Raw genomic sequence first — 25981 nt, 5'->3', positions numbered from 1 at the left:
TTTGCACCCATTACCCTATCCCCAGTTAGGCTCGTCAAGTCCTAGCTGGGGACATTTTTTTAGCTCTAGGCGATCTGGCTGTTGACGCTGTAGAGCCAGGCTTCGGCCTGGGTTTGGTTGCGGCCCGAGTGCTTAGCTCGGTACAGCGCCTGGTCGGCCTTGCTAATTAGGTCGTTGATGTGGGGCAGCGACGTTATAGAACTGGAGTCGGCACTGGCAGGCCAGCAGGATAGCCCCACGCTAGCGGTCACCGAAAGGGGGCCACCGTCGCTGTCAAAGGGGGTAGCCGCGATCACTCGGCGCAGCCGTTCGGCACCAATCCAGGCCTGGGCCTGGTCAGTTTCGGGCATCAGCAGGATAAATTCTTCGCCCCCGTAGCGGGCCAGAATATCGCTCTGGCGCAGGTTGGCCTTGAGCCGCAGGGCAATGTCGCGCAGCACGGCATCCCCCACAAGATGGCCGTAGGTGTCGTTGATCGCCTTGAAGTGGTCGATGTCGAGCATCAGCAGGGTAACCGGGCGGTTGAAGCGGGCCGATCGCACTATTTCGCGGCTGGCTAAATCAATAAAATGGCGGCGGTTGTATACATGGGTAAGGGAATCCCGCACGGCCAGCTCCTCTAGAGCCAGTTGGGCAGCTTTGATCTCAGTGATGTCTTCGACCGCGCCTTCGTAGAACTGAATGGCACCGTTTGAGTCGGCGACTTCCGAAGGGGTCGCTTCGCGAACCGCCCTAGCCACCACGCGCACCCACAGGTAGCGCCCATCGGGGTGCGATAGCTTGATTTCGCAATCTTTCAGCGGGTTGGGCAGATTTAGGTAGTCGCTCCACAGCAGGGGTTGCCCTTGATTGATCACCGGGCTGCTGGGCTGGAGGGGGCTGGCGTCTAAAAAGGTGGCCACATCGCTGAAGCCAAAGATAGCTAGCAGAGCCGGGTTGGCATCTAGGGGACGGCCCTCCGGGCTAAATCGGCATAGCCCAATGGGGACGTGGTGAATCAGGCTGCGGTAGCGGGCTTCCGAAGCCCTGAGTCGATCTTCCATACACCGCGCGGCGCTGATGTCGCGCAGGTAGGTGACCAGGGCGGGGCGATTCCCAAAGGGATACTCGTTCCGAGTCGGTTCCGGAACGCTGCGCGAATCGCGGTAGACCAGGGTAGTAGCGTAGATTTCAACGGCTAACACCTGCCCCTGCTGGCCCAGCAGTTGACCCTCCTGGGGGCCGACATCGTCCAAGACAGCACTGCGCGGTTCAGGGGCCAGCGCTATTAGATCTGCCATCGTCAGTCGCCCAAGATCTTGGGGATCGCAGCCTGCCCACTGCATCAGGCATGGGTTGCCGTAGACCAGGCGCTCGTCTTGAAAGATAGCGACCCCGAAGTTGGCCTGCTCGACCATAGAGCGAAACAGCACCAGCACAGAATCTTTATTCTGCTCTGCCAAGGCGGAGCAGACCGCCCAGTCTAGAGGGTCCGGGCCTACGTTAGCGGCAGTTGGAGCGGCGGGGCGATCGCAGCTGTCTCGCAAACCGTCAGCAGCTTCCAAATGGTGCAGGGCCAGCTCAAAGCTATGCATTGACTTATAGGCCTGGGCCAGCTGCCGATGGCACTCGTAGAGGGCGTTGAAGTTGTGTTGCTCTAGGGCAATGGCGATCGCCTGCTGAATCGACGCCACCGAGAGCGTTGGCTGCCCCTGCCCCAGGTGAGCATCGCCCAATCGCTGCAACGCCAGCACTTCGGCCTGGGGGTTGCAGCTTTGCTGGGCAAGCCCTAGAGCCTGTTCAAAGGCCGCCAATGCCTGGGCATAATTGCCCTGGGTCAGAAAGTCTTCGCCGCTGCTGAGCCAGCTAGCCACGGGGTTGGGAAATAAAGTCATAGCTCAGCTGAACAGGCAGGGGCAAGCAGACAACCTCGAGAGCGGCCCTGGCTAAAACTCCCCGGTAACGCGCTTCTCAAACTCTTGCCGCACAGCCTCAGCAATTTCGAGCGCCTCAGGGTAAATGTCAGCATGGGATTCCTTAAGCCAGGCGATCAGGCGGCTGAACTGGGCATTGCGCAATTCTAAATCGGCCTGAAAAATGGAGGCAGTGGCCATATGTTGGGCGTAGCTGGGGGGGTGGCCCTGCTTAACAAACTGGGCCGTTAAGGCCACAAGCGCTTCTTTGCGAACATCGGGCTGGCTAGAGGCCATCGAAAAGTCCATGGTGCAATCTCTCCCTGGGGATAAGAGCTCTGCGGCGGTTCGTTAAGCCCGCCGGTCGAGCAGTGTGTTTAGCATGCCCTCCCCCCCAACCGGCCCCCAGCTTGCAAAAAAAAGTAACTCGATGCTCGGCTGCGGACAATGCCCTCTGGTTGGCAAGATCCTCTGGTTTACAGGCCTTGTAGGTAAAGCCTGACCCAAAGCAGCACGATACCCAAACGTGCCCCCAGCGGCTGTAATTCTCTAGAATTTTGGCAGAGTCTGCCCTTAGCCCCGACAAATAGTTAATTTTTTTATTAAAATCCTGGTTTCGTAACCGCCCTTGCAGGTTACAAAACTTCGTCAAAAGGCCGCCGTCCGATGACAGAGTTGAAGCAAATCAAAAGTTTCTGAAGCCAGGCCAGATCTGCCCTTTAGCATGCAAGGAGACATGGCTGATGATTTTTTAGCCCTGGTAGTTAATTCGCACGTTCCAGGTGCATGTTCTCATTAGGTTGGGTTCTGCATCCTTCGCAACATCTCCCTAGGAGAGTAGCCATGAAACAAATTCCTGCCCCCTTTTGGACGCTGGTTCTCGGTATCGCCGTCACCCTGATCAGTCTATGGGTGGGGCAAAATCACAATCTACTGCCGGAGCAGGCGTCGGAGCAGGCTCCCCTAGTAGATGACCTGTTTAACGTCATGATGACCATTGGTACGGCTCTGTTCATTGTGGTGCAGGGAGCGATCGTCTATTCGCTGATTCGCTTTCGCCAGCCCAAGGGCGATGAGACCGACGGTTTGCCCATTGAGGGCAACCTGCCCCTTGAGGCGTTTTGGACCGCCATTCCCGCTGTAATTGTGGTGGGTTTGGGCCTCTATAGCGTCGTGGTGTTTCAAGAGATGGGCGGCTTTTCGCCCGGTGGCCACCACGGCCACGGTGCCATGGTGGCTATGGCCCCACAAAAGTCGGTGATCGATGTGGCCCCCCTACTACTGGCCCAGGGCGTTGACGATGACACCGTCTTTGGCAAAACCCAGGTCTATGGCTTTGGGGCCAGCCCTCTAGGGTCAATGAACTCACCAGACGTGACGGTAAACGTTACCGGCATGCAGTACGCCTGGATCTTTACCTACCCTGGCACGGGCATTGTCGATGGCGAACTGCACATCCCCGTGGGTCAAGATGTGCAGCTACTGATCGAAGCGAAGGATGTGATTCACTCCTTTTGGGTGCCTCAGTTTCGCCTGAAGCAAGACGCCTTGCCCGGTGAGCCTGCTGAACTGCGCTTTGTGGCTACCCGCGAGGGCACCTACCCCGTCGTCTGTGCCGAGCTATGTGGGGCCTACCACGGCGGCATGCGCACCCAGGTGATTGTGCAATCTCCTGAAGACTACGCCGACTGGGTAGCCAGCCGGGTGGCTGAAGCTACGCCGACAACTACCGTGGCTCAACCCGCAATAAATGCCACCGATGCCGAGTATTTGGCAGAAATTGCCCCAGATCTAGCAAAATCTCCGGTTCAGATCGCCCAATCCAGCTCCATGCATCACTAACGCCAATCTGGGTTTGCCCCGGACGGTCTCGGGCTGGGTTCAAGCGTTAATTTGTAGGTTGGGTAGAGCGCCAGTGGAACCCAACAGAGTCAACCGCTGTTGGGCTACATGCCGTTTCAACCAACCTACAGGACGATAAGACTTCCCAGTTGTGGATTGACAGACCCATAAGCCGCTACATCCGCAGTTTTTATAGCCCTCATTAGCAAACGATCTATGGCTCAAGCAGATGTTTCAATGAAACCCCCCGAGGTTCAGGGTGGCCACGGCCATCCGGACAAGTGGAAGTGGTACGACTATTTCACCTTTAACGTCGATCACAAGGTGATTGGCATTCAGTACCTGGTGACGTCGTTTTTGTTTTACCTGGTGGGCGGCTTTATGGCGGTGCTAATGCGCACCGAACTGGCGACCCCCGACTCAGACTTTCTCAGCCCCGACCTTTACAACGCCTTTTTGACCAACCACGGCACGATCATGATCTTCCTGTGGATTGTGCCGGCGGCGATCGGGGGGTTTGGCAACTACCTGATTCCGCTGATGATTGGGGCGCGGGATATGGCGTTCCCCAAGCTCAACGCCATAGCCTTTTGGCTTAACCCTCCGGCGGGGGCGCTGCTGGCGGCTAGCTTTTTCTTTGGCGGCGGCGCTCAGGCGGGGTGGACGTCGTATCCGCCTCTAAGCGAGATTACGGCCAATCTGCCCCAGACCCTCTGGTGTGTGGCTCTAATTATGGTGGGTACCTCCTCCATCTTGGGGTCGGTGAACTTCTTGGTCACCATCTGGAAGATGCGGGTGCCCAGTATGGCCTGGGATCAGATGCCGCTGTTCTGCTGGGCCATGGTAGCCACCTCTGTTTTGGCGCTGTTTGCGACGCCAGTGCTGGCGGCGGCGATGGTGCTGCTGCTGTTTGACATCAACTTTGGCACCTCGTTCTTTAAGCCCGATGCGGGCGGCAACGTGGTGGTGTATCAGCACCTGTTTTGGTTTTACTCGCACCCGGCGGTGTATCTGATGATTTTGCCAATTTTTGGCATTATGTCGGAGGTGATTCCGGTGCACGCCCGCAAGCCGATCTTTGGCTATAAGGCGATCGCCTACTCGTCCCTCACCATTTGCCTGGTGGGGCTGTTTGTGTGGGTACACCACATGTTCACCAGCGGCACCGCTCCCTGGATGCGGATCTTCTTCACCATCTCGACGCTGATTGTGGCGGTGCCCACGGGGATCAAAATCTTTAGCTGGGTGGCGACGCTGTGGGGCGGCAAAATTCGCTATACGACCGCCATGCTGTTTGCGGTGGGGCTGCTGTCGATGTTTGTGTTTGGCGGCCTCAGCGGCGTCACCCTGGGGGCGGCTCCCTTTGACATTCACGTGCACGACACTTACTACGTGGTGGGCCACTTTCACTACGTGCTGTACGGCGGCTCGGTGTTTGGCATTTACTCGGGAATTTACCACTGGTTTCCTAAAATCACCGGGCGCATGCTGAACGAGCCCCTGGGCAAGGTGCATTTTGTGCTGACATTTATTGGCACCATCCTCACCTTTACCCCGATGCACAACCTGGGTATGCAGGGGATGCCTCGCCGGGTAGCGATGTATGACCCGCAGTTTGCCGGGCTGAACCAGTTGGTGACGGTGGGGGCCTACATTCTGGCGGTGTCGGTGATCCCGTTTTACTTCAATGTGATCTGGAGCTGGATGAAGGGCAAGAAAGCTGGCCCCAACCCCTGGAATGCCATGACCATGGAGTGGACTACAGACTCGCCCCCCATCATCGAAAATTGGGAGGTGCTGCCGGTGCTCACCCACGGCCCCTACGCCTACGGAATGGAGCAAGCCGACCAAGTTGGCCCAGCGGGAGAACCCCTGCCGACGCCGCGATCGTAGGGTGGGCAATGCCCACCGTTTACCCTGGATGAAAAAGATCCGATTTAGCCCGGTTTCCCAAGGCGATCGCCCCAGCCCCCTCTCAGCATGGGCGATCGCACCCTCTCCCCTCATTTCCGCATCTTCCCCACCCATCCACCCGCCCTTTACCTCGGTGATACCCTATGCAAGGCGCAATTGACTCTACCCCCGTGGCCACAGGCCATGAGGTGTCGGCCCATGAAGAGCACCAGGATTTGCGGGTGCTCGGCCTGATTACATTTCTATGCTCAGAATTTTTGATGTTTGCGGGCTTTTTTGCCGTATTCCTCGTGTTTTGGGGCAGCAAAGCTGAGTGGCCGCCTAAGGAAACCGAGGTGGAACTGCTGCTGCCAGCGGTGAATACGCTGATTCTGGTGTCGAGCAGTTTGGTGATCAACCTGGGCACCAAGGCGATTAAAAAGAACGACCTAGGGGGAATGCGCAAGTGGTTTGGCATTACCGCCGCCATGGGGGCAGTGTTTTTGGCGGGCCAGGTGTATGAGTATATGAACCTGGGCTACGGGCTGAAGACCAACCTGTTTAGCAACTGCTTTTATCTACTGACGGGCTTTCACGGTCTGCACGTGTTTATCGGGCTGGTGCTGATTTTGGGGGTGCTGTGGCGATCGCGCCGCGCCAACCACTACAGCGACATCACCCACACCGGCCCCGAGATGGCCGAGATCTACTGGCACTTTGTAGACGTGGTGTGGATTGTGCTGTTTAGCCTGATCTATCTGCTGACGCTGATCTAGACCAATTTTCCCTAAACCGCAGAACCCCGACTTCTTGAGAAGCCGGGGTTCTTTTTTGCGCTGTCCCTTACCGTCTGATCCTGAATCCGCCTTGGCTAGCCCCGGTTGGGCTGGGCAAACACCGTTTGCCCCTAAGGAAGCCGCCTGTTCGAAATCGGGATTGTACGATTCGGATTTGGGATAAGTTGCTTTACACGTGTTACTTCTCTAGAACGGTGAAGCGGTCCTTGGGAATCACCCCATGGATGCCCTTGACGATATCCACCACCTGAGACACCTCGAAGTCGATGTCGGCGCTGCCGTAGAGCAGCGCATCGGCCTTGGTGAAGCCGTACTTGTCGTTCATAATGCGCAGGTATTCGCGGACCGATTTCTTCATGGCTTCGTTGAGGTCAACGTCGAGGCCTACCGCAATCCAGGAGTCAGCGGTTTCGCCCATAGGAGCGGGCAGCTCCATGCCTTTGTGCAGCACCAGCTCAAAGGTGGGGGTCAGCGAGCACTCGATCGCCGTCAGCGCCACCTCACCATTGCCCTGGGCGCAGTGGGGGTCGCCCGAGTAGAACAGCGCCCCTGGCACCTGCACCGGCAGATAGAGGCTGCTGCCCCGGCCCAAATGCTTGATGTCGATGTTGCCGCCGTATAGCCCAGGCGGTACCGAGTTGACCGCATCTTCGGGGTCGGCGGGCACGATGCCCATGACGCCCATGAAGGGCTTGAGGGGAATTTCGAGATCGGGCAGCCCGTTGGAGGGCCGAAAAATACCAATCTCATTCTCAGCGTCAATGGGAATGATTTTGGTGTAAATCGGCTCGTCGTTTTCAGGATATTCGCCGGGTAGGGATCCTTTGCCGTGGCGGTTAGAGATGACGCCGTAGGGCACGCGGTAGTCGATGTCGAGGGTTCTGATTTCGAGCACGTCGCCCGGTTCGGCGTCTTCGACGTAGATTGGCCCGGTGATGACGTGGGGGCCAGGCCCAGACTTGGTCACAGTGCCCTTAATGGTGAGCTGATCGGCCAGAATATCTGATTCTGCGATGCCGCCGCCGGTGAGAAACTCAACGGTGTCGCCTTGGTCAGCCAAAATGCCTTCGTGGGAGACGGTATCCATGCGAATGCGATCGCCCGATTTGACCGTCAAAATCGGCTCGCTGTCAGGCTTGAACAGTTCGCCCCAGATCACGTTGCCAGGTACCGACTTGACCTCGTAGGTTTCGTACTGAGCAACAGCGGGCGAAAACCACGACGACCATGTGGTTGCCACCAGCAAACAAACCCCAACCCCGCTGACAATCTGCAACAGCCGCTTAGAAACGGCAGGGGTCTGTCGCCGCTTGATGCGTTTGAACAATTTCATAGACTCAACTGACCATAAACGCTTAATTGACCACGTTCAGTGAACAGGGTTCTAGGCGCTGCCGTTGTAATGTCTATTACTTAAATTGTGGCAAAAAGCACCTCTCAACCTACATTTGCGGCCAAAAAGGAAAAAACGGCCGTTTTTGCAGGCAGTGCTGGAGGCGCTAAATCCCCAGCCTGCCCTTTAGCACTTCGTAGAGCACGCGGGAGAGTTCGCGGCGCTGGAGGTTTTGGCGATCGATGGGGGTGCGGCCAAAGGCCCTGTCGTAGACCTCGGGCATGGCCCGCTTGACCAAAAACGAGAGCTGTTCGCGGGTGATGGGGGCATCGGGGGCGAAGCGGTCTTTGCCGACCCCGGCGATCATGCCGTGGGCATTGAGGGTTTCGATGGGCATGTAGGCCCAGTGCTTGCCAGGGAGGACATCGGTAAATGTCGGCTTCTCAGGCAGGGTGGTGGGCAGCTTGAGCACGTTGACCAGCGCCGTGGCCACGACTGCCCGGTTCACCGGGGCGTGGGGCCTAAAGCTGAGATTCTTCGGGTTTTCGCTGCGGACAATACCTGCCGTCGCCAGCACCTGAATGGCCTCAAAGTCGGCATCGTCGTGGCTGATGTCGTTGAACCAAAAGATCGGGATACCGTTGCGGGCCATGAAGCCCTGGATCTTGCGAATGTGGGGCTCTTCAGTGGCCAGTTGGCGAGGATCAAGCCCCGTCCACACCGCAAACACCGCCAGAAAGCCGCTGGCTTCGCCGATCGCCCACTCCATCGGGTGCATGCGGTAGGCGGCGTTGGTAATGTGGGTGGTGCCCAGGCTCTTGGCCGACAGCACCAGGCCATCGGTATCCTTCGGTACAAGGGAGCTGAGGGGCAGGCTAAAGGGTAGAGCCACTACATCTTTGCCCCTGGGGCTGACGTGGCCCTTGGCGTCGTTGCCGTGCAGATCCATATAGTGATACTGGCCAATGCCCACCGAGTCATCGAAGCACCGCGCCCGCGCCTGGTCGGGAAAAAAGGTTTCGGCCACGTCTTCGTGGCGCACAGTGGTGAGGGCGATGCCGCGCCGGGCTTCGCGAATGTAAGGCTCTAGGGCAATGCCGTCGCTAGTCCAGGTGAGGTCGCCGCGAGGTTTGAGGTCGGCGGCCCCGTGGGTTTGCAGGTAGTGGACGTAGGCCCGCGCCCGCTGCCTGGCCCGCTTAATGTGCAGCGCCCGCTCTTCGCGGCTGACACCCACCAGCCGACCGGGGCGGTAGTCGTTGCCGCAGCAAAAGGCGCGATCGGGCTCGCTAGAGGTGCCCCAGTTGAGCACGGCCACATCGCCAGGGGCGACCTTTTTCTCGTGGGTGTGCGACCTGAGCAGCCGCCGATAGCGAAAGATGCCGAAATCGCTAAAGAAGTCCCACTTTTGCCATTTGTCGGGCTTAGCCTTAGTCCAAAAATTGCTGGTGAATTCCTTCAGGCCGATCCACCCCTCGGTTTCAAACCCGTTGGGCTTGCCGATGGGCACCCCTTTGCCCCGGGCGGTGTGCTCGACCACTACATCAAAGGTGATCGACTGCTGGCACTGGGGCCGGGCATCTTCGGGCAAAATCGCCTCGCCAGTTTCGTGGCGGGCCTCCTGACCCACGCGGGAGGGGATATTGCCGACCTCTAGCAAATCTCCCAGGTCAGTGGCTTCGACGGTGACTTTGGCGTCGACGGTGAAGGTGTGGCCCGCCTGGGTGTCGCGGCAGACCACGCCCTGCACTTTGGAGCGCCCGTTCACCGTTGCCATCACCACCCTGGCCGGTTCGGCAAAGGGAATCAGGGTGAGGCGACCGTCGCGCAGATAGGGCAGTAGCGCCTCATTCATGGCCGTGGCCGCCACCACGGGCGTAGTCGCCAGCGGGCTCACCCAGCCGCCGCCGGGGTTGGCCACCTTTTTGCCGCCCACGAGCTGTAGCTCGCGCTGGCGATCGCGAAAGGCCCGCTGCGCCTTAGAAATCGCATACTCTTCGCCATCGACCGTGTAGAGCGTCGCCTTGGCCTGGAGCAGGTCACCGTCGTCGGAGGCGGGCAGCCCCTGGGCGGTGAACTGGCCCCCCACAACCCGGTGAGGCTGTACCAAACACACGTCTAGATTGAGCCTTAAAGCGGTCAGCGCCGTAGTGTAGGCCGCCGTTGAGCCCCCCACCACCAGAATGGAGCAGGTCAACGCTGCGCCAGAGGCAGGGCGGGTAAAGGCTCCCTCCGAAAAGACGCCATTCCGTTGGGTGATGGGGTTAGAGGCGTTAGACATAGCGGCGGATCAGTCTCTAGGGTGCAACGATTTTAGGGCAAGGCAGCGGTTAGAGCGCTAGGGGTACCCCTCTAACCGACATGAATATTTATTCACCAGAATGTTGGCCCGAGCTGGAGGCAACCCAGGCTCAATCTGTACCTATCTATTCAAGCCATGTCTGTCTGCTGGGTGATTCTAGGCGGTGGTTGCCCGGCCTATAACTGAAGCAACACAGGCACTTATTACTTACCTGTAAGTGCAGCTTTCTTCAGGAGATTTTTTATGACTGTTCATGCGATCGCAGCTCAGCTTCAGCGCATTTTTTGCGTGGGCCTGGCTACTTTGGTAATTGGTTCTGGCCTGCTGTTTGGCTTTAGTGCTCCGGCCAGCGCTCTGGGCAACGAAGCGGGCGACATTGTGCAGCAGCGAGCCGAACGTGAGCTGGACCGCAAAGCTGGCTCCGGCACCGCCAACCAACTCGAAGGCCGCGCCCAAGAAGGTGTTGGTCAAGTGCAGCGCCAGGTTAACAAAGTGACTGGCGGCACCGATGGCATTGGCAATCAGGTTCAAGGCCGTGCTCAAAAAGACGTTGGCCGCGCCCAGGGTGCTGTAGAAAACGCCGCTGATGCTGCCCAAGATACCGGCGAAGGCATTGTGGATTCGGTGAAGAGCTTCTTTGGCCAATAGAGAAGTCAGACCTTTTCAGATTTGCTGAATCATGTTTCGCTGATTTGCTCCCTAGCAGCTCCAACATTGGAGCTGCTTTTTTAAGTGTCTTCTGGAAAACTTTCTCATTATTTCTAATCAATGGTGGGCAGTGCCCACCCTACGGTGGCTACAGCCGCCGGATAAAGCGGGGATCTTTCTAGAAAGCTCCCTAGGATGGGGCCGGTGTTTTGCCTATGTCCCAAGGCAGACAGAATTCGTATGAGGACATTGACCTATGCTGAGAGGAGTCGCCTAAGCTTTGGTTATGACGCTGACTGAACACATGCTTGCGGGTCTGCCGGGCGACCCCCTCACGGGCCTGAGGCGAGCTGATGAGCTGTGGCTCGACTATCGCAACGGCACCCTGCCCGAGGCTCATGTCATCCACCAGGCCGCCACGCCGCTGGAGTCGGTCGATTGGGATGTGGTGATCTGCGGCGGCACCCTGGGCGTGCTGGTGGGGGCCGGGCTGGCGCAACGGGGCTGGCGCGTGGCCCTGCTAGAACGCGGCATTTTGCAGGGGCGGCAGCAAGAGTGGAACATCTCTCGCCGCGAGCTGGCGGCCCTGACCGAACTGGGACTGCTGACAGCGCCAGAATTAGACGTAGTGATTGCCTCGGAATATAACCCGGCCCGCATTCAGTTTGGCGAGGGTGAGCCGCTGTGGGTTGAGGACGTGCTGAATGTGGGGGTAGATCCTCAAGGTCTGCTAGAACGCCTCAAGGCCAAGTTCTTAGCTGCCGGGGGCCAGCTGTTTGAGCACACCGCCTTCGACACCGCCTGGGTGCACCCCGACGGCGTGGTGGTGAAGGCTGAGAAACCCTTTACAACCCGCCTGCTGATCGACGCCATGGGCCACTTTTCGCCCCTGGTGCGCCAGGCGCGGGGTGCGGCCAAGCCCGATGCGGTGTGCCTGGTGGTGGGTACCTGCGCCCAGGGCTATCCCCAAAACGACACCGGGGATTTGATCGCGTCGTTTACCCCCCTACAGCACCAGTGCCAGTACTTTTGGGAGGCGTTTCCAGCGCGGGATGGGCGCACCACTTATATGTTCACCTATATGGATGCCGACCCCCGGCGGCTGAGCCTGACGGAGTTTTTTGAAGAGTACTGGAGGCTGCTGCCGGAGTATCAAGGGGTGAACCTGGAAGATTTGCAGGTCAAACGGGCGCTGTTTGGCTTCTTTCCCTGCTATAGAAACAGCCCGCTGCGGTACCCGTGGGGGCGCACCCTGGCGGTGGGCGACAGCAGCGGTAGCCAGTCGCCCCTGAGCTTTGGCGGCTTTGGGGCAATGATTCGCCACCTGGAGCGGTTGGTGACGGGCATTGATGAGGCGCTGGGGTGCGATCGCCTCGACGCCACCGCCCTGGGAGCACTCCAACCCTACCAGCCCAACCTATCAGTCACCTGGCTGTTCCAAAAATCGATGAGCGTGGGGGTTGACCAGAAACTCTCGGAGCAGCACATCAACCGCATGCTGACGGCAATTTTTGCCGCCATGGCCGAGCTGGGCGAGCCCACCCTCAAGCCCTTTTTGCAGGATGTGGTGCAGTTTTCGGCTCTGGCCAAAACCCTGGCTGTAACATCCCTTAAATATCCGGGGCTGGTGGCCAAAATTATTCCCCAGGTGGGAATTGGGGCTTTGGTGAGCTGGCTGGGGCACTATGGCAGCCTGGCAGGATACAGCGCTCTGGAACCTCTGGCCCGCGCCCTGAGTCCAGTGATTGATTCACTGCCCCCAGTACCGCGATACTATAGTCATCAGTGGCAAGATAGGCTGTTCTACGGCAGCGGAAAGGATTACGACGCTTAAATGACCCATTCTGCACTGCCTCAGGAACGCCTTTACCAAGAGCTGCAACGGCCGACCGACCAGGTGAGTCTGGCCCGAGCGGCGCTGTTCATGGCTCAAGAAGACTACCCCCACCTGGTGGTGGACGACTACCTGGCGATGCTCGATCGCATGGCCGACACCCTGCACCAGCGGCTGCCAGCAGATCGCTACCCGCTCAAAATCATTCGCGCCATCAACGACTATCTGTTTGCTGACCTCAACTTTCGCGGCAACAGCATCGACTACTACGACCCCCGCAACAGCTTTCTCAATGAGGTGCTCGATCGGCGGGTGGGCATTCCCATCACCCTATCGCTGGTGTATCTAGAGCTGGCTCAGCGCATTGGCTTCCCCATGGCGGGGGTGAGCCTGCCGGGGCATTTCTTAATTCGCCCCACGGTGGAGGGCATGAATGTGTTTGTTGACCCCTTTCACCAGGGCGAGGTGATGTTTGAGCACGACTGCCGCGATCGCATCAAGCAGATGTTTGGCGACTCGGCCCAGCTTGAGCCTCAGCACTTGGTTTCCGTTGCGCCGAGCACGTTTTTGGTGCGCATGCTGACCAACCTCAAGCTGATCTATCTGCAAAAGAGAGATGTGCCGAAGGCGCTAAACGCCATCAACCGAATTTTGCTCATTTGCCCCCAGGCCGTGGGCGAGTGGCGCGATCGCGGCCTGATTCACTACCAGCAGGGGCAGCTCGATAAGGCCCAGCTCGATCTGGAGCGCTACCTCTACCAGCATCCCGACGCCGCCGATGCCTTTGAAATTCGCCGGGTGATTGAGCAAATCGAGCGCGTGCAGGATGAACCATGACCAACACCCTTAAAGCCCCAGCAAAAGCCCCAAAAGCTAACGCTGAAACCGACGCTGAAACCCCACCCCCCGCCTCGCCGCTGCTGCGGTTTTACCGCTCGTCTCTAGGCAAAAAGCTAATTACCGGCGCGACGGGGTTAGCTCTGGTGGCTTTCGTGCTGGCCCATATGGTAGGCAACCTGCTGCTGTTTATCGGCAGCGATGCCTACAATGCCTACGCCCTGCTGGTGAGCAACTTTGGCGTTGTCTACTATGCATTTGAGCTGGCGCTGACGGCGATCGTGGTGCTCCACGCCTGGGTTGGCATTGAGATTTTTTGGCGCAAACGAAAAGCGCGGCCCGTGGGCTACAGCACCTACCAGTCGGCGGGCGGCCCCAGCTACCAAACTCTCAGTTCGCGCACCATGATTGTCACCGGCTCGGTGCTGGCGGTGTTTTTGGTGTTTCACCTGCGCACCTTTAGATTTGGCACTTATTACATCACCCAGCTCGACGGTGAAACCGTGCGCGACCTGGCCCGCCTGGTGATCGAAGATTTTCATCGGCTGCCCTACGTGGTGGGCTACAGCGTCATTTTGCTGCTGCTGGGTTCGCACCTGCGCCACGGCCTGTGGAGCGCGCTGCAATCGATCGGGCTGCTGCATCGAGGCATTCGGCCTCTGGCCTATGGGGCAAGCGGGGCGATCGCGGGGGGAATTGCGATCGGCTTTTTGCTACTGCCCTGGGCGATCTATTTGGGTTGGGTGGGCTAGGTGTAAACTGCGGACTCGCTTCGCCAATGCGAAGCTTCTCCGGAGAAAATTGCTAGTGCTTGCTTCGCGTTGGCCTGCACTTGCTTATCACCGGGCTGTGATTGCTTGTTACCAGGCTGTGATTCCTGGTGCCCAGGCTCTGCCTGGGTATCAATCTGGCGAGGCTCTACCACCAGTAGGGTGGGAACGGCCCACCTTCCACCTCCCTATCTCACCAGGGATTTGGATGGAAGGTTCTGGTGGTGAGTGAATGTGTAGGGTGGTGGGCATTGCCCACCCTACCTACCGTGCCAGTTTGCGATTAGCAACCGGGTGTCTATAGCCAGACTGCGCAAAAACAGCAGCCCCCCGATTTCGTTGACAGAAACTACTCAATCAGCAAGATCTTGGTGAGTATTACCATCCACTGGTTGGGTTGGTCGGTGGGGATGGGGTCGCTCCAGTCGTTGGGGTCGGCGTAGCTGTAGGAGTGGAGGATTTTGATAGTGCGGTCTATGCCTGCCAAGCTGCCATAGAGCATATGGCGCACCTTCTCAGGACGAGGATGTGATTTAGCAGGCTGGGCAGGCGGAAGATTTGACGCGCCAGAGGCGTCGGGTTCGAGGTATTCAAACATGGGTTCTGTCTCCAGTTTTGGTTGAGGAAGACAGAACGCGAAAACCCCAGCCACCCGCAGCTGAAGTGCAAACTGAGGGGGCTAGGGTACGATGAGCCTAGCCTCGCAATCTGCTAGAGAGACTTGCGGGGTTAGCTGTTCGTAGGTGCTGAGAACACCTGCGGACAGCGCCAAGATTCTCGAGTTCTGTGTGGTCACCGTTCTGCTCAAACGGCTTAATGAATGAGTGTACTGATGCGATCGCTCTGAGTCAACCGTGGAGGAGAGCTGATCTGTAAAGGAAAGTTGAAAGATTGCAGGTTGCAACAAAAGGGTAATTATACTGAGCTTCCCTATCTAACACGCCACATAGGGCAACCAGGTGACGTATTTCAGCATAATTGCCCCCGCAGGGGTATCATATAGCCAAATTCCCACCCAATTTACCAGATAGGGGTATTGACAGAAAGTTGCTCTCTAAATTTAATTTTCATTCTAGAAATAGAAACGGAATTGCTCGATCTCTATCAAATATGTCGGATACATCAATAAAGGAGCCGCCGTTTTGAAAGAATGGAAACGACCTCTGCGTATTGGACTCAAGCACGCTAGGAGCCTGCTTCGTGGATACCCTTTTTTCTATGCTCATCAACAAACTCCCCATCGGTCATATCTTTACTCTCATTTATGGTGTGATTCCGTCACAGTCATTCCAAATCGTGGCAGTCCAGAAATTCGGGAAAATCGTGTCTTAAACCTGCAACTGGCTGCAAGCAAAATTCACCAACTTCAACTTAATCCTGGGCAAATCTTCAGCTTCTGTAATCGCGTAGGCGACCCAACCTTAAGTAATGGATTTAAGGCAGGCCCCGTGTTTGTGCGTGGTCAAGTGCAGACGGGGGTTGGTGGCGGATTATGCTTAATTGCTACCAACCTATTTAATACGTTTTTGGTTTCAGGTTGCCAAATTCTAGAGCGACATTGCCATAGCATCGATGCTTATGGAGATGATCGCTTCTACCAGCTTGGTCAAGATGCCTCAATCTCCTATGGCTATAAAGATTTGATCGTCCGGAATAACAGTGCTATAGCACTACAGTTGCGCTTACAAGTACTGCCGGAGACAGGTCAAGTGGTCTCTAGCTTATGGGGGCAGTCTCCTTGCCCCTGGAAGGTTAAAGTTGACTCTGTAGTTTTGCGAGAGTTGTTATCTCCTTCAATGACTAACTCAACAACCAACATTTCTGGTTGGATCGTTGAAACTCGACGATCTGTGCGCGATCGGGCGGACAGTTCGAGGGCAAAGACTAAATCGAAAAACATACCTGAAGAACTTTCATGGCGACTCGATTACCGCGCCATTAGTGTTTATAAACCCTGTACTGACAGCAGTTTGGAGACCACTGGTAAGATCGATAAGATAGTGTGAGCAATGCCTGTGAAAGCGAGGCTATCATTTATGGAAGCTATTGGTGGCAAAGTGCAGACCGATACTACCATCACCTGATCTGAACCGTATTGGTAGGGTGCTGGTCTAAGGCTCATAGTGAGGGCGATCGCCCTTCATTACCTCTTACTTACAGAGCGATCGCATTCTCCGCTGTAGGTTAGGTTGAGCGCGTGAAACCCAACACATATTCACTCTCAACCAACTTTTCCCGGCCAACAAACCTCGCTATTACCTCCCCAATCTATCGGGGTCACAGATGCTTTGCAGATTGCAAACCTAAAAGTTATTGAATAAGCACCTAGTGAGAGGTCTTATTCAGCAGTTTTGACGCTCAATACGTAGTTAGGCTCACAGTTGGCGATCGGTGAAAAATTCTCTGGGTTGTCGATTTTGTGTTGCGTCATTCGACTAACGAGAGCAAGCACATAATCCGTCAAGGAGCAGGAAAATGGGCAACTGGAGTTCTCAAACGATCCCAACCATTACCGCCTTTGAACAGTCGCCCGATCGCGGCCAGGGGCTAGCACGTGACATGCCCGTGCGCTGGGCGCTCGAGGAAGTGGGCCAGCCCTATAACGTTCGTCTCATTTCATTCAGTGCGATGAAGGAAGCTACCCATCGTGCGCTTCATCCCTTTGGGCAAATACCGACCTATGAAGAAGGCGATCTCGCCTTGTTTGAGTCGGGGGCGATCGTGCTCCATATTGCAGAGCGCCATGCGGGTCTGCTGCCACAGGATGCCAATGCCCGATCGCGCGCCATCACCTGGATGTTTGCAGCGATCGCCACAGTGGAGCCAACCATCGTTCAGCGCGAAGCCGCGATGTATTTGGAGCGCGACAAGCCCTGGTACGAGGAGCGGCTGCCACTCGTCGAGGAGCGCATCCGTAGCCGGTTGGATGACCTTTCCGGTCGGCTTAGCGATGCCGATTGGCTCGACAATGTGTTCAGCGCCGGTGACCTACTGATGGTGCAGGTGCTGCGCAGGCTGGGCGGCTCGGGTATTTTGGAGCAATATCCGACCCTCGCCGCCTACGTCGCCCGCGGCGAAGCGCGGCCCGCCTTCAGGCGTGCTTTTGACGCCCAATTGGCCGTTTTCACTGGGCAAACCATGGATCGATGAACGTTTGCCTAAAGTGGCCCAGTGACTTCATCCCCTGTCCTAAATTGTGTCTATGGGGCGACGGCAAAAGACTTGCTTGATGGGCGATCGCGATCGCGCCGCCTTACCTTCTTACTTACAGTCAACCATGGCGCACACCCGCACCAGGGCAATGCCTTGGGCAAATAGCGGGGATAGAATAGTGGTATGACAATGCATCTAATAAAACCATGATCGATTGGTCTACTTGCCCAGCCGTTGAACGAGACCCAAAAAGAGTTAGCGGTGCTTGGCTTTTTAGCGGCACTCGCATTGCCGTGTCTGCCCTATTTGAGAACCTAGAGGACGGTAGTAATGCCGAAGAATTTGTTGAGTGGTTCCCTGGTGTGACCATTCAGCAGGTACGAGCAGTTCTTGAGCACGTAGCTCGAAGTGCAGCGGCTGCTTAAATGCGTATTCTGTTTGACCAGGGCTCTCCTGTGCCACTTAGGTGTTTCCTGATTGGCCATGAGGTTGTCACCGCCTACGAAAAAGATTGGGCTAAGCTTTGCGATGGTGAATTACTCGATGCGGCTGAGGTGGAAGGCTTTGAAGTCTTTGTGACCACAGACCAGAACTTGCAGCATCAACAGAATTTGAGTGCCAGAAAGCTTGCTATTGTCGTGTTGAACACGACAAGTTGGCCACGAATCAGGTATCGACAGACTTAATTGAATCGGCAGTCAACAGTGCGATCGGTGGACAAATAAGTTTTGTACAAGTACCTCAATTTACAATATTGTTCTGCACCTACTGCTGAACTCAACCCTTAGCTATCCGTATGAACCTAGGCTTTTTTCCAGCATTGAAAGGTAGGGATAGTGTGTTGCTCGAAATGGCACCACGAGAATCTGAAAAACTCTCTTTACGTCTGATTAGGGTGGCTAGTTCCATCGAGAGAGTATGTGAAGTACATCGCTTAGCGAAGGTGTCACGGTTGTACCCTGCTCTTTTGTATGCCGTCCATAATGCATCATCTGACTACGACGGACATGTATGGCGCTGTTCGCCAGATTCTATTGCTGACATCTTAGAAAAACTAGGATCTTTGGCCGTCTGTAGCTGTGGTCATCAATACTTCGAATTGGCAAATTCGGAAACTCAGCTGATCATTTCGGTGGGAGAGTACGGCGATCACTGGTGGGCTGCAAATAGCTAACAGCGCGAATGGGGCGACAGATCTAGAATAAGGTCACATCCTTGCCTCATCTGTCCTACCCTATGCTCGACCCCCGCATTCCCGCTGGCCCGCTGAACCAAAAGTGGAGCGACTTCAAAGATCACTGTCGCCTAGTCAGCCCCAAAAATAAGGCCAAGCACACCATTCTGGTCGTGGGTACTGGCCTAGCGGGGGCCTCGGCAGCGGCAACCCTGGCGGAGCTGGGCTACAACGTCAAAAGCTTTTGCATTCAAGACTCGCCCCGCCGCGCCCACAGCATTGCCGCCCAAGGGGGCATCAACGCGACAAAGAATTATCCCAACGACGGCGACAGCGTGTGGCGGCTGTTCTACGACACCATCAAAGGCGGCGACTACCGCTCGCGCGAAGCCAATGTGCATCGGCTAGCGGAGATCAGCAGCGGCATTATCGACCAGTGCGTAGCCCAAGGCGTACCCTTCGCGCGGGAATATAGCGGGCTGCTTGACAACCGCTCCTTTGGCGGTGCCCAGGTGTCGCGCACGTTCTACGCCAAAGGACAGACCGGGCAGCAACTACTCCTCGGAGCCTATAGCGCCATGATGCGCATGGTGCAGGCCGGGAAGATCGAGGTGTATGCCCGCCGCGAAATGCTGGAGCTGGTGGTGGCCGACGGCAAGGCGCGGGGCATTGTGATGCGCAACCTGGTGACGGGCGAGTTTGAGCGCTACGCCGGGGATGCGGTGCTGCTGTGCACCGGGGGCTATGGCAATGTCTATTACCTGTCGACCAATGCGAAAAATTCCAACGTGACGGCGGCCTGGCGCTGCCATCGGCGGGGGGCCTACTTTGCCAACCCCTGTTATACGCAGATTCACCCCACCTGCATTCCGGTGTCGGGCGACTATCAATCTAAACTCACACTGATGAGCGAAGGCCTGCGCAACGACGGGCGGGTGTGGGTGCCGCTAAAGGTTGGGGATACGCGCCATCCCAACGACATTCCCGACGCGGAGCGCGACTATTACTTAGAGACCCGCTACCCGGCCTTTGGCAACCTGGTGCCCCGCGACGTAGCCTCGCGCAATTCTAAGGCGATGACCGATGAGGGGCGCGGCGTGGGGGAGACTGGGCTGGCGGTGTATTTAGATTTTCGGGATGCCATTAACGCCCAAGGCCGCGACACCATCGCCGCCCGCTACGGCAACCTGTTCGACATGTACCAGCGCATTTCGGGCGAAAATCCCTATGAAACGCCGATGCGCATTTACCCCGCCGTGCACTACACCATGGGCGGACTGTGGGTTGACTACCACCTAATGAGCACGATCCCCGGTTTGTTTGTGCTGGGCGAGGCGAATTTCTCAGACCACGGCGCGAACCGGCTGGGGGCCAGCGCGCTGATGCAGGGCTTGGCGGATGGCTACTTTGTGATTCCCTACACGCTGGGCGACTACATTGCGGGGCAGTCGTTGCCCACCGTGAGCACCGACGACGATGCCTTTGGGGAAGCTGAAGCTAGCGCTAAGGCCCGCATTACCAAGCTGCTGAGCATTCAGGGCGAAAAAACCGTGATGGAGTTTCACCGCGAGCTGGGCCGGATTGCGTGGGACAACGTGGGGATGGCGCGGACTCGCGAGGGGCTGGAGAGTGCGATCGCCCAAATCCAAGACCTGCGGGCCGAGTACTGGCAGAACCTCAAACTCCCCGGCGAGGCCAACACCCTCAACAAAAACCTGGAGTTTGCCGGTCGCGTGGCCGACTTTATTGACCTAGCGGAGCTGATGGCGCGGGACGCTCTGCAACGGGAAGAATCCTGCGGCGGGCACTTTCGCGAAGAGTACCAAACCCCCGATGGCGAGGCCAAGCGCGACGACGAGCACTTTGCCTTTGTGGCAGCGTGGGAATACGCAGGGGAGGGGCGATCGCCCCAACTGCACCGCGAAACCCTCGATTTTGAAAACGTGCAGCTCACCCAACGCAGCTATAAGTAAAACCTTCTACTCTTCTGAGGCAGCACCAGCAAACAATACTTGATTCGTCATTAGGAGTAATTGACAATAAAAAAATACTCACACCAAACCAAATAAATTTGGAGGAAATAACGATTTTTGAAACGATTTAATTTGCTTTAGAAAGCTTAGAAGGAGTTTGACTTGTTACTTAATGGCTTTGGATTTTCTAACTACCGAAGTTTTGGAGAAGAAACAGCAAAGATAGCTCCGCTTCGCAAAATTAACTTTATTATCGGCCAGAACAACTCTGGCAAATCCAACATCATAAATTTTCTAAAATATCAATACGCTTTTTTCTTGGACAGAGCAAAAAGTGGTAGGCAGGGGCTGAATTACAAACAAGAAAGCCCATTTAAGGATTTAGATCGCCATATAGCTAGCCAGAAAATAGATCATAAAATTTCTTTCCCTTTGTTGAATGGAGAAATAGAAGGGTATATCTCTCAAAAGAATATTGCGAATGATCCTAACCAACAAGAAATCGCTAAGAAAGTCTTGAAATCAGTCTTTTTAAGCGATGACAATTGCATCTGGTTTTCCTATAGTTCTAGATCGATAACAGATGAGTTCAAACCGGATTTTGACATTGTTAGTGCTAAGTCACTATTAAGAGAGCACGAATGGTGTCATCTTTGGAACGCATTAACACGTAAGCAGGGTGGTAGCATTGATCATTGGATATCTGAAGTAATTAATTCATTATCATATGTCCCTTCCTCACCTCCAATAGTAGAAGTGGTTCCAGCTGTAAGAAGGATAGGTTTATCTGGCAGTGAACCTCTAGATTTTAGCGGCGAAGGAATTATTGAGAGGCTTGCAAAAATACAAAATCCTTCGTTATCCAGCCAACAAGACAAAGAGAAATTTGTATCAATAAATGAATTTGTTCGAAGTGTCCTAGAGAATTCAAGTGCAAATATTGAAATTCCCTATGACAGAGACATGATCCTTGTCCACATGGACAACAAGACACTGCCTCTAGAATCGCTAGGCACAGGTGTTCATGAAGTCATTATCCTAGCATCAGCTGCTACTTTGCTGGAAAATACGATTTTATGTGTAGAGGAACCCGAGCTACATCTTCACCCTCTGCTCCAGAGAAAACTTATTAAATACCTATCCGACACAACCAACAACCAGTATATATTCACTACTCATTCTGCACATTTACTGGACGGTATAGAAGCAGAGATATTTCACGTTACTATGGAACCCGAAGGTTCTAGGATTGATGCTGTATTTAGTACAAAGCAAAGATCTCAAATATGTTTTGATCTAGGATATAAGGCATCCGATATTTTACAGGCGAATTGTGTTATTTGGGTAGAAGGCCCATCAGATCGAATCTACCTAAATCATTGGATTAAAAGCAGATGTGAGGAGTTAGTTGAAGGCATCCATTACTCCATTATGTTTTATGGAGGAAAATTGTTTAGCCACGTAACTGCTTTGGACAATGAGGAGATAGAAGATAAAATAAGCGATTTTGTGTCTTTGAGAGCTCTTAACAGGAATTCCGTTATCCTATTTGATAGTGATAAGGCAAGCGCTCAAAGCAGACTTTCAAAAACTAAGAAGCGCCTCAAAGAGGAATTTGATAAGGGGCCAGGATTTGCGTGGGTCACTCAAGGAAGAGAAATAGAAAACTACATGGATGTAGAAAAGATTGAAGAAGCAATTCGATCAATCCACCCGTCAGCCAACAAAATATTGTCAAGAGATAAGTGGTCAAACCTTCTTTTATATGAAAAAAGGGGTTCAAGAGAAAAGAGGACTGCAAGCAAAGTCAAAGTGGCTCAATATTATGTTCAACATAATGATGCCGACTTTAGTATTCTCGACTTAGAAAAAAGAGCTACCGAACTAACAGAATTTATCTTAAAATCGAATGGCAAATATAGCTAGCTTTAACGTATGAGCATTGGCTCAAGCTTTCTAGCCCATACTGTATGCATCAAAGAATTAAATAGTGTAAATTTATTACGATGTCTGACAATAGCAATGGTGCAATCTGATCGTTTTCAGTGAAAGTTTGCTCAAACTGATATGAATCGCCCTGTGGGTCTTGCAAAACAACGACCTGGCGTTTTTTGATATCAACAATCCAATATTCGCCAATATCAGCTTTGGCATAGATTTGGGCCTTGTGGGTGCGATCGCGCTTCAACGTCGAATCAGCCACTTCAATTAGCAGCAGCACATCCTGCGGCTGGGGGTGGCGATCGCGGTAGCAATTTTCGTCAATGCGAACAATTGCAAAATCAGGCTCCGGTTCCGACCCTGGAGCCAGAGTAATGGGCAGTTGCACCCGCACCTTTGCCCGGTTGGCAAAGAGAGCTTTGAGATAGTCGCCCCCGTCATCAATACGAGAAGCATGGGGTGGGTCTTGAGGTGCCATTTCAACAATTTGACCATCCAAAAGCTCCACCCGATCTTCTGGGGTCAAAATCCCAGCAGAAATCATGCGGTGGTAATCATCAACCGTCCATCGCTTGAGAAAAAGGTCAGTGCTAGTTAGAGAAGACGCTTGCACCATGCCGCCTTAATGCCCTCTAGGGATGGCTGAATACATCTTAAACCACCATACCGCAGCATTCCTGAGGTCGACCCAGGCCGATGATATACTTTGGATATCCAATGACCTAATCACAAGGACAGCGCAATGAAGTCCCAGATTGGCCAATGGGGCAATTCCCTAGCGGTACGGATTCCAAAATACATTCTCGAAGCGCTGCACCTCAGCCTAAACGATGCCGTAGAGTGCACCGTGGAAGATGGAAAGCTAGTGATTACGCCCATTCAAACCCTGCCTGAGCTAAGCCTAGACGAGCTTCTAGCCGAAGTCGTCGAAACCCCTGACTCCGAGATCGACTGGGGTAGCCCCGTCGGCAACGAGGCTTGGTAATGTACGTTCCGAATCGGGGCGATTTTATCTGGCTGAGCTTTGACCCCCAAGCTGGGCATGAGCAACGGGGAAATCGCCCCGCGCTAGTCGTCAGCCAAAGTAGCTTCAATGCAAAAATGGGGTTTGTCTTCGTTTGCCCCATCAGCAATACCCAGCGACGCAACCCCTTCTACGTCAAAGTGCCGGAGGGCGAAGCCGTCACTGGGGTAATTATGGCCGACCAGTTGCGATCGCTCGACTTTAAAGCCAGAAACGCCCAATTTATTGCACATTGCCCAGACCTACTGCTGCAAGACGTTCTCCGACGCATCAAACCCATCCTGTTCTAAAAACCCCACCCACCTATCCACTCACCTACTCCCCCACTCCCCTACCCCTCGCCCACCTGGGCCGCTGGGCGAATACTGCGGTAGCGATCTTGGCGAATCCAGTCCAGCACTGACTGAATTTCGACCGACTTTTCGCCCAGGGTATTGAGCAGGTGCGAGCCCAGCTCTAGGGCCGCCTCAAACTCGGGCTGCACCACCTCCCTCGCCCCGAGCTGGGTGAGTACGTCGATCTCTTCGTTGTTGTGCGATCGCGCAATGATATCCAGCTCGGGTGCCCGCAGCAGCGCCCGTTGCAGCACCAGGCGGGTGGTCGTCGGGTCGGGCAGGGTAATGGCCAGAGCCTTGGCGGTTTCTAGAGACGTTTTCTCTAGCACCAGTTCGCTGTCGGCATCGCCATAGACAAAGGGAATTTGCACCAGGGGCGCGTGGCGGTTGCGCAGGCGCTGAATCGCGGTTTCGCTATTGTCGATCACCAGCACCGAATAACCCCGGCTGAGCAGCACATTCACCAGCACCTCGCCCACCCGGCCATAGCCCGCCACAATCACATGATCTTGAATGTCGCCGGGTACCGACAGCAGCTTTGGGTCTTCGGCCTGGTTGAGAAAGTCCTTGAGCACCGGCAGGTTGTGCAGCCAGTCGGCCACCTTGGGAGCTAGGTTAATCCACAGCGGGGTAAGCATCAGCGAAATGGCGATCGTGCCCAGCAGCAGCGAGTAGCGCTCTTCGTTGATCAGACCCAGCTCTAGCCCCATCAGCGCCAGCACAAAGGAAAATTCACCGATTTGGTTAAGCCCAAAGCTCGCTTTCACCGCCGTTTTGAGCGAATAGCCAAACCCCAGCACAATGGGCAGAATAATCAGCGCCTTGCCCACCATAATCAGCGCCACCAGCTCCAGAATTCGGCCCAGATCGCTGACGATCAGGTGAGGATCGATCAGCATGCCGATGGAGGCAAAAAACAGGCAGGCAAAGGTGTCGCGCAGGGGCAAAATCTTGCCCAAGGCCTGGTCAGCGTAGTCGATTTCAGAAATCATCAGGCCCGCGACGAAGGCTCCCATGGCAATCGAGAGGCCCAGAAAAGAAGTGATCCAGGCGATGCTCAGGCAGAGGGCGACCACGGTGAGCAAAAACAGCTCGCTGCTCTCGGTGGCGGCAATGTGCTGAATTAGCTGGGGCACCACCCAGCGGCCCAGGGCGATCGCCCCCGCCAAAAACAGCCCAAACTTGAGCGCCGCGATCGCCAGGGCTGGCCCCAGAGCATCGGGCTGGTTGAGCACCGGCAGCACCGCCAGCATCAGCCCCAGAGCAATGTCTTGGGAAATCAGCAGCCCCAGCATGACCTGGCCGTGCACAGTGGCGGTTTCGCCCCGGTCGGTGAGAGTTTTGAGCACCACCGCCGTCGATGACAGCGACAGCACCAGCCCCAAAAAAATGCCCTGCAGCGGAGAATTGGCCGTACCCGACAGCAGCGACACCGAGCACACCAGCAGCGTGGTCAGCCCCATCTGTAAAAAGCTGCCCTTGAGGGCGATATCCTTCACCCGCTTCAGTTCGGTCAGCGAAAACTCCACACCCAGGGCAAACAGCAAAAAGGCAATGCCCACCTCCGCCAAGGCCTGAATTTGCTCTACATCGGTCTGTAGCCCCAGACCAAAGGGGCCGATAATCAGCCCCGTAACCAGGTAGCCCAGCAGCGCCGGCTGCTTGAGACGATGGGCGATGTAGCCGCCGATGGCAGAGCAACCCAGGGCTAGAGTCAAATCGAGAACGAAGTTGGGTTCAGCGGTCATACAGGGGCACGGTAGGGCAATGAAAGAACAGGGTCTACAAAACCCCCTGCACCAGTGGACGCAGGGGGTCAACAAAAACAGCAGTTTGGGTCAACGAGGGCTTGACGTTGTCCTGGCCAACCGCTCAGCCAATCAAAAGGAGTGCGATCCCCGTCTTCTATTGTCACTAATAAAGGGTGCGTGCGCTATCAACTGGGTCGAGTTAAATAGCTCTGGCTCTGGCCTCCAGGGTTGCGATCGCTCCTCATTACCCACCGTGTTTAGATCGAGCTCTACCGATCAGAGCGTTGAGCCCCCTTTCGCCAACCCGACACCCCAGTCCTTGACGAGGCTTTGCGACGCGGTTACTATGCGGGTGTTGTGCAATTTTGCGCCGTAGCTCGTTAATGTCTTCTTTGCAGCTAACCCTCGCCCCTCTCTTCAGCCTGCTCTTAGGGCTGGGGCTGCTGCTGCGCCTTGGGCGCAACTAACTTTTAAAACAAAGGCGA

At 55.4% G+C, this 25981-nt stretch carries 23 protein-coding genes; 16 read left to right on the top strand and 7 right to left on the bottom strand.

Annotated elements, in window-relative coordinates; genetic code table 11:
- Nucleotides 1-65: 65 nt before the first annotated feature.
- Nucleotides 66-1874, bottom strand: a complete 1809-nt coding sequence (locus VB780_RS20800; protein ID WP_323353093.1) for a diguanylate cyclase — start codon at nucleotides 1872-1874, stop codon at nucleotides 66-68.
- Between the two features lie 51 nt (nucleotides 1875-1925).
- Nucleotides 1926-2201, bottom strand: a complete 276-nt coding sequence (locus VB780_RS20795; protein WP_323353092.1) for a hypothetical protein — start codon at nucleotides 2199-2201, stop codon at nucleotides 1926-1928.
- A 534-nt stretch (nucleotides 2202-2735) separates the two neighbouring features.
- Between VB780_RS20795 and VB780_RS20790 the strand changes: the two genes are divergently transcribed.
- The 3 genes from VB780_RS20790 to VB780_RS20780 all read left to right on the top strand — a co-directional run bounded on the left by VB780_RS20790 (nucleotide 2736) and on the right by VB780_RS20780 (nucleotide 6403).
- A complete protein-coding gene (locus tag VB780_RS20790) occupies nucleotides 2736-3734 on the top strand; it encodes a cytochrome c oxidase subunit II (RefSeq protein WP_323353091.1) in 999 nt (332 codons plus the stop codon).
- Nucleotides 3735-3950: 216 nt separating this feature from the next.
- Nucleotides 3951-5627: a cytochrome c oxidase subunit I gene (ctaD, locus tag VB780_RS20785; RefSeq protein ID WP_323353090.1), complete on the top strand. Its 1677-nt coding sequence runs from the start codon at nucleotides 3951-3953 to the stop codon at nucleotides 5625-5627.
- 164 nt (nucleotides 5628-5791) lie between these two features.
- On the top strand, nucleotides 5792-6403 hold the full coding sequence (locus tag VB780_RS20780; RefSeq protein WP_323353089.1) for a heme-copper oxidase subunit III: 612 nt from the start codon (nucleotides 5792-5794) through the stop codon (nucleotides 6401-6403).
- A gap of 199 nt (nucleotides 6404-6602) precedes the next feature.
- Here VB780_RS20780 and VB780_RS20775 read toward each other — a convergent pair whose 3' ends face one another.
- Nucleotides 6603-7757 carry an acetamidase/formamidase family protein gene (locus VB780_RS20775; protein ID WP_323353088.1) on the bottom strand — a complete coding sequence of 385 codons (1155 nt, stop codon included), beginning with the start codon at nucleotides 7755-7757 and terminating at the stop codon, nucleotides 6603-6605.
- Between the two features lie 166 nt (nucleotides 7758-7923).
- Nucleotides 7924-10035, bottom strand: coding sequence for an FAD-dependent oxidoreductase (locus VB780_RS20770; protein WP_323353087.1), 2112 nt, complete (start codon nucleotides 10033-10035; stop codon nucleotides 7924-7926).
- A gap of 264 nt (nucleotides 10036-10299) precedes the next feature.
- Here VB780_RS20770 and VB780_RS20765 point away from each other — a divergent pair, with 264 nt between their 5' ends.
- The 4 genes from VB780_RS20765 to VB780_RS20750 all read left to right on the top strand — a co-directional run bounded on the left by VB780_RS20765 (nucleotide 10300) and on the right by VB780_RS20750 (nucleotide 14127).
- A complete protein-coding gene (locus VB780_RS20765; RefSeq protein ID WP_323353086.1) occupies nucleotides 10300-10704 on the top strand; it encodes a hypothetical protein in 405 nt (134 codons plus the stop codon).
- Nucleotides 10705-10990: 286 nt separating this feature from the next.
- Nucleotides 10991-12538 carry an FAD-binding oxidoreductase gene (locus VB780_RS20760; RefSeq protein WP_323353085.1) on the top strand — a complete coding sequence of 516 codons (1548 nt, stop codon included), beginning with the start codon at nucleotides 10991-10993 and terminating at the stop codon, nucleotides 12536-12538.
- The gene (locus VB780_RS20755; RefSeq protein ID WP_323353084.1) at nucleotides 12539-13375 is read left to right on the top strand and encodes a SirB1 family protein; all 837 of its coding nucleotides are present in this window, start codon (nucleotides 12539-12541) and stop codon (nucleotides 13373-13375) included.
- Nucleotides 13372-14127 (top strand): succinate dehydrogenase cytochrome b subunit, encoded by a 756-nt coding sequence (locus tag VB780_RS20750; RefSeq protein ID WP_323353083.1) that lies wholly within the window; start codon nucleotides 13372-13374, stop codon nucleotides 14125-14127. The genes VB780_RS20755 and VB780_RS20750 overlap by 4 nt, the downstream gene beginning before the upstream one ends.
- Before the next feature lie 367 nt (nucleotides 14128-14494).
- On the opposite strand, the gene VB780_RS20745 is transcribed toward VB780_RS20750, so the two are convergent.
- Nucleotides 14495-14743 carry a hypothetical protein gene (locus VB780_RS20745; protein WP_323353082.1) on the bottom strand — a complete coding sequence of 83 codons (249 nt, stop codon included), beginning with the start codon at nucleotides 14741-14743 and terminating at the stop codon, nucleotides 14495-14497.
- Between the two features lie 544 nt (nucleotides 14744-15287).
- Here VB780_RS20745 and VB780_RS20740 point away from each other — a divergent pair.
- From VB780_RS20740 to VB780_RS20710, 7 genes are all read left to right on the top strand, one after another.
- Nucleotides 15288-16151, top strand: a complete 864-nt coding sequence (locus VB780_RS20740; RefSeq protein WP_323353081.1) for a VanW family protein — start codon at nucleotides 15288-15290, stop codon at nucleotides 16149-16151.
- A 469-nt stretch (nucleotides 16152-16620) separates the two neighbouring features.
- The gene (locus VB780_RS20735) at nucleotides 16621-17295 is read left to right on the top strand and encodes a glutathione S-transferase family protein (protein ID WP_323353080.1); all 675 of its coding nucleotides are present in this window, start codon (nucleotides 16621-16623) and stop codon (nucleotides 17293-17295) included.
- Between the two features lie 21 nt (nucleotides 17296-17316).
- Nucleotides 17317-17463, top strand: a complete 147-nt coding sequence (locus VB780_RS20730; RefSeq protein WP_323353079.1) for a hypothetical protein — start codon at nucleotides 17317-17319, stop codon at nucleotides 17461-17463.
- 41 nt (nucleotides 17464-17504) lie between these two features.
- Complete coding sequence (locus VB780_RS20725; RefSeq protein WP_323353078.1) at nucleotides 17505-17723, top strand: DUF433 domain-containing protein; 219 nt, start codon at nucleotides 17505-17507, stop codon at nucleotides 17721-17723.
- Nucleotides 17724-17984 carry a hypothetical protein gene (locus VB780_RS20720; RefSeq protein WP_323353077.1) on the top strand — a complete coding sequence of 87 codons (261 nt, stop codon included), beginning with the start codon at nucleotides 17724-17726 and terminating at the stop codon, nucleotides 17982-17984.
- A gap of 550 nt (nucleotides 17985-18534) precedes the next feature.
- Nucleotides 18535-20445: a fumarate reductase/succinate dehydrogenase flavoprotein subunit gene (locus VB780_RS20715; protein WP_323353076.1), complete on the top strand. Its 1911-nt coding sequence runs from the start codon at nucleotides 18535-18537 to the stop codon at nucleotides 20443-20445.
- A 162-nt stretch (nucleotides 20446-20607) separates the two neighbouring features.
- Nucleotides 20608-22371 carry an ATP-binding protein gene (locus VB780_RS20710; RefSeq protein ID WP_323353075.1) on the top strand — a complete coding sequence of 588 codons (1764 nt, stop codon included), beginning with the start codon at nucleotides 20608-20610 and terminating at the stop codon, nucleotides 22369-22371.
- 49 nt (nucleotides 22372-22420) lie between these two features.
- Here VB780_RS20710 and VB780_RS20705 read toward each other — a convergent pair whose 3' ends face one another.
- Nucleotides 22421-23002, bottom strand: coding sequence for a Uma2 family endonuclease (locus VB780_RS20705; RefSeq protein WP_323353074.1), 582 nt, complete (start codon nucleotides 23000-23002; stop codon nucleotides 22421-22423).
- 126 nt (nucleotides 23003-23128) lie between these two features.
- Between VB780_RS20705 and VB780_RS20700 the strand changes: the two genes are divergently transcribed.
- Together VB780_RS20700 and VB780_RS20695 are read left to right on the top strand one after the other, a co-directional pair.
- Nucleotides 23129-23371 carry an AbrB/MazE/SpoVT family DNA-binding domain-containing protein gene (locus tag VB780_RS20700; protein WP_323353073.1) on the top strand — a complete coding sequence of 81 codons (243 nt, stop codon included), beginning with the start codon at nucleotides 23129-23131 and terminating at the stop codon, nucleotides 23369-23371.
- The gene (locus VB780_RS20695) at nucleotides 23371-23700 is read left to right on the top strand and encodes a type II toxin-antitoxin system PemK/MazF family toxin (protein ID WP_323353072.1); all 330 of its coding nucleotides are present in this window, start codon (nucleotides 23371-23373) and stop codon (nucleotides 23698-23700) included. The genes VB780_RS20700 and VB780_RS20695 overlap by 1 nt, the downstream gene beginning before the upstream one ends.
- Nucleotides 23701-23741: 41 nt before the next feature.
- On the opposite strand, the gene VB780_RS20690 is transcribed toward VB780_RS20695, so the two are convergent.
- Entirely contained in the window at nucleotides 23742-25493 is a 1752-nt protein-coding gene (locus VB780_RS20690; protein WP_323353071.1) for a cation:proton antiporter, read from the bottom strand.
- Nucleotides 25494-25981: the final 488 nt, after the last annotated feature.

It is taken from the genome of Leptolyngbya sp. CCNP1308, from assembly GCF_034932455.1.
Lineage (GTDB): Bacteria > Cyanobacteriota > Cyanobacteriia > Phormidesmidales > Phormidesmidaceae > Nodosilinea.
Note: the sequence above shows the minus strand (reverse complement) of the source record. Positions and strands in the feature narration are given on the sequence as shown.

What these genes read in the sequence shown, in the direction of transcription:
- VB780_RS20775 (WP_323353088.1), bottom strand. Translation starts at nt 7,757, where the DNA reads ATGAAATTGTTCAAACGCATCAAGCGGCGACAGACCCCTGCCGTTTCT.
- VB780_RS20770 (WP_323353087.1), bottom strand. Translation starts at nt 10,035, where the DNA reads ATGTCTAACGCCTCTAACCCCATCACCCAACGGAATGGCGTCTTTTCG.
- VB780_RS20795 (WP_323353092.1), bottom strand. Translation starts at nt 2,201, where the DNA reads ATGGACTTTTCGATGGCCTCTAGCCAGCCCGATGTTCGCAAAGAAGCG.
- VB780_RS20715 (WP_323353076.1), top strand. Translation starts at nt 18,535, where the DNA reads ATGCTCGACCCCCGCATTCCCGCTGGCCCGCTGAACCAAAAGTGGAGC.
- VB780_RS20690 (WP_323353071.1), bottom strand. Translation starts at nt 25,493, where the DNA reads ATGACCGCTGAACCCAACTTCGTTCTCGATTTGACTCTAGCCCTGGGT.
- VB780_RS20780 (WP_323353089.1), top strand. Translation starts at nt 5,792, where the DNA reads ATGCAAGGCGCAATTGACTCTACCCCCGTGGCCACAGGCCATGAGGTG.
- VB780_RS20695 (WP_323353072.1), top strand. Translation starts at nt 23,371, where the DNA reads ATGTACGTTCCGAATCGGGGCGATTTTATCTGGCTGAGCTTTGACCCC.
- VB780_RS20700 (WP_323353073.1), top strand. Translation starts at nt 23,129, where the DNA reads ATGAAGTCCCAGATTGGCCAATGGGGCAATTCCCTAGCGGTACGGATT.
- VB780_RS20720 (WP_323353077.1), top strand. Translation starts at nt 17,724, where the DNA reads ATGCGTATTCTGTTTGACCAGGGCTCTCCTGTGCCACTTAGGTGTTTC.
- VB780_RS20790 (WP_323353091.1), top strand. Translation starts at nt 2,736, where the DNA reads ATGAAACAAATTCCTGCCCCCTTTTGGACGCTGGTTCTCGGTATCGCC.
- VB780_RS20735 (WP_323353080.1), top strand. Translation starts at nt 16,621, where the DNA reads ATGGGCAACTGGAGTTCTCAAACGATCCCAACCATTACCGCCTTTGAA.
- VB780_RS20705 (WP_323353074.1), bottom strand. Translation starts at nt 23,002, where the DNA reads ATGGTGCAAGCGTCTTCTCTAACTAGCACTGACCTTTTTCTCAAGCGA.
- VB780_RS20750 (WP_323353083.1), top strand. Translation starts at nt 13,372, where the DNA reads ATGACCAACACCCTTAAAGCCCCAGCAAAAGCCCCAAAAGCTAACGCT.
- VB780_RS20760 (WP_323353085.1), top strand. Translation starts at nt 10,991, where the DNA reads ATGACGCTGACTGAACACATGCTTGCGGGTCTGCCGGGCGACCCCCTC.
- VB780_RS20800 (WP_323353093.1), bottom strand. Translation starts at nt 1,874, where the DNA reads ATGACTTTATTTCCCAACCCCGTGGCTAGCTGGCTCAGCAGCGGCGAA.
- VB780_RS20725 (WP_323353078.1), top strand. Translation starts at nt 17,505, where the DNA reads ATGATCGATTGGTCTACTTGCCCAGCCGTTGAACGAGACCCAAAAAGA.
- VB780_RS20755 (WP_323353084.1), top strand. Translation starts at nt 12,539, where the DNA reads ATGACCCATTCTGCACTGCCTCAGGAACGCCTTTACCAAGAGCTGCAA.
- VB780_RS20765 (WP_323353086.1), top strand. Translation starts at nt 10,300, where the DNA reads ATGACTGTTCATGCGATCGCAGCTCAGCTTCAGCGCATTTTTTGCGTG.
- ctaD (WP_323353090.1), top strand. Translation starts at nt 3,951, where the DNA reads ATGGCTCAAGCAGATGTTTCAATGAAACCCCCCGAGGTTCAGGGTGGC.
- VB780_RS20745 (WP_323353082.1), bottom strand. Translation starts at nt 14,743, where the DNA reads ATGTTTGAATACCTCGAACCCGACGCCTCTGGCGCGTCAAATCTTCCG.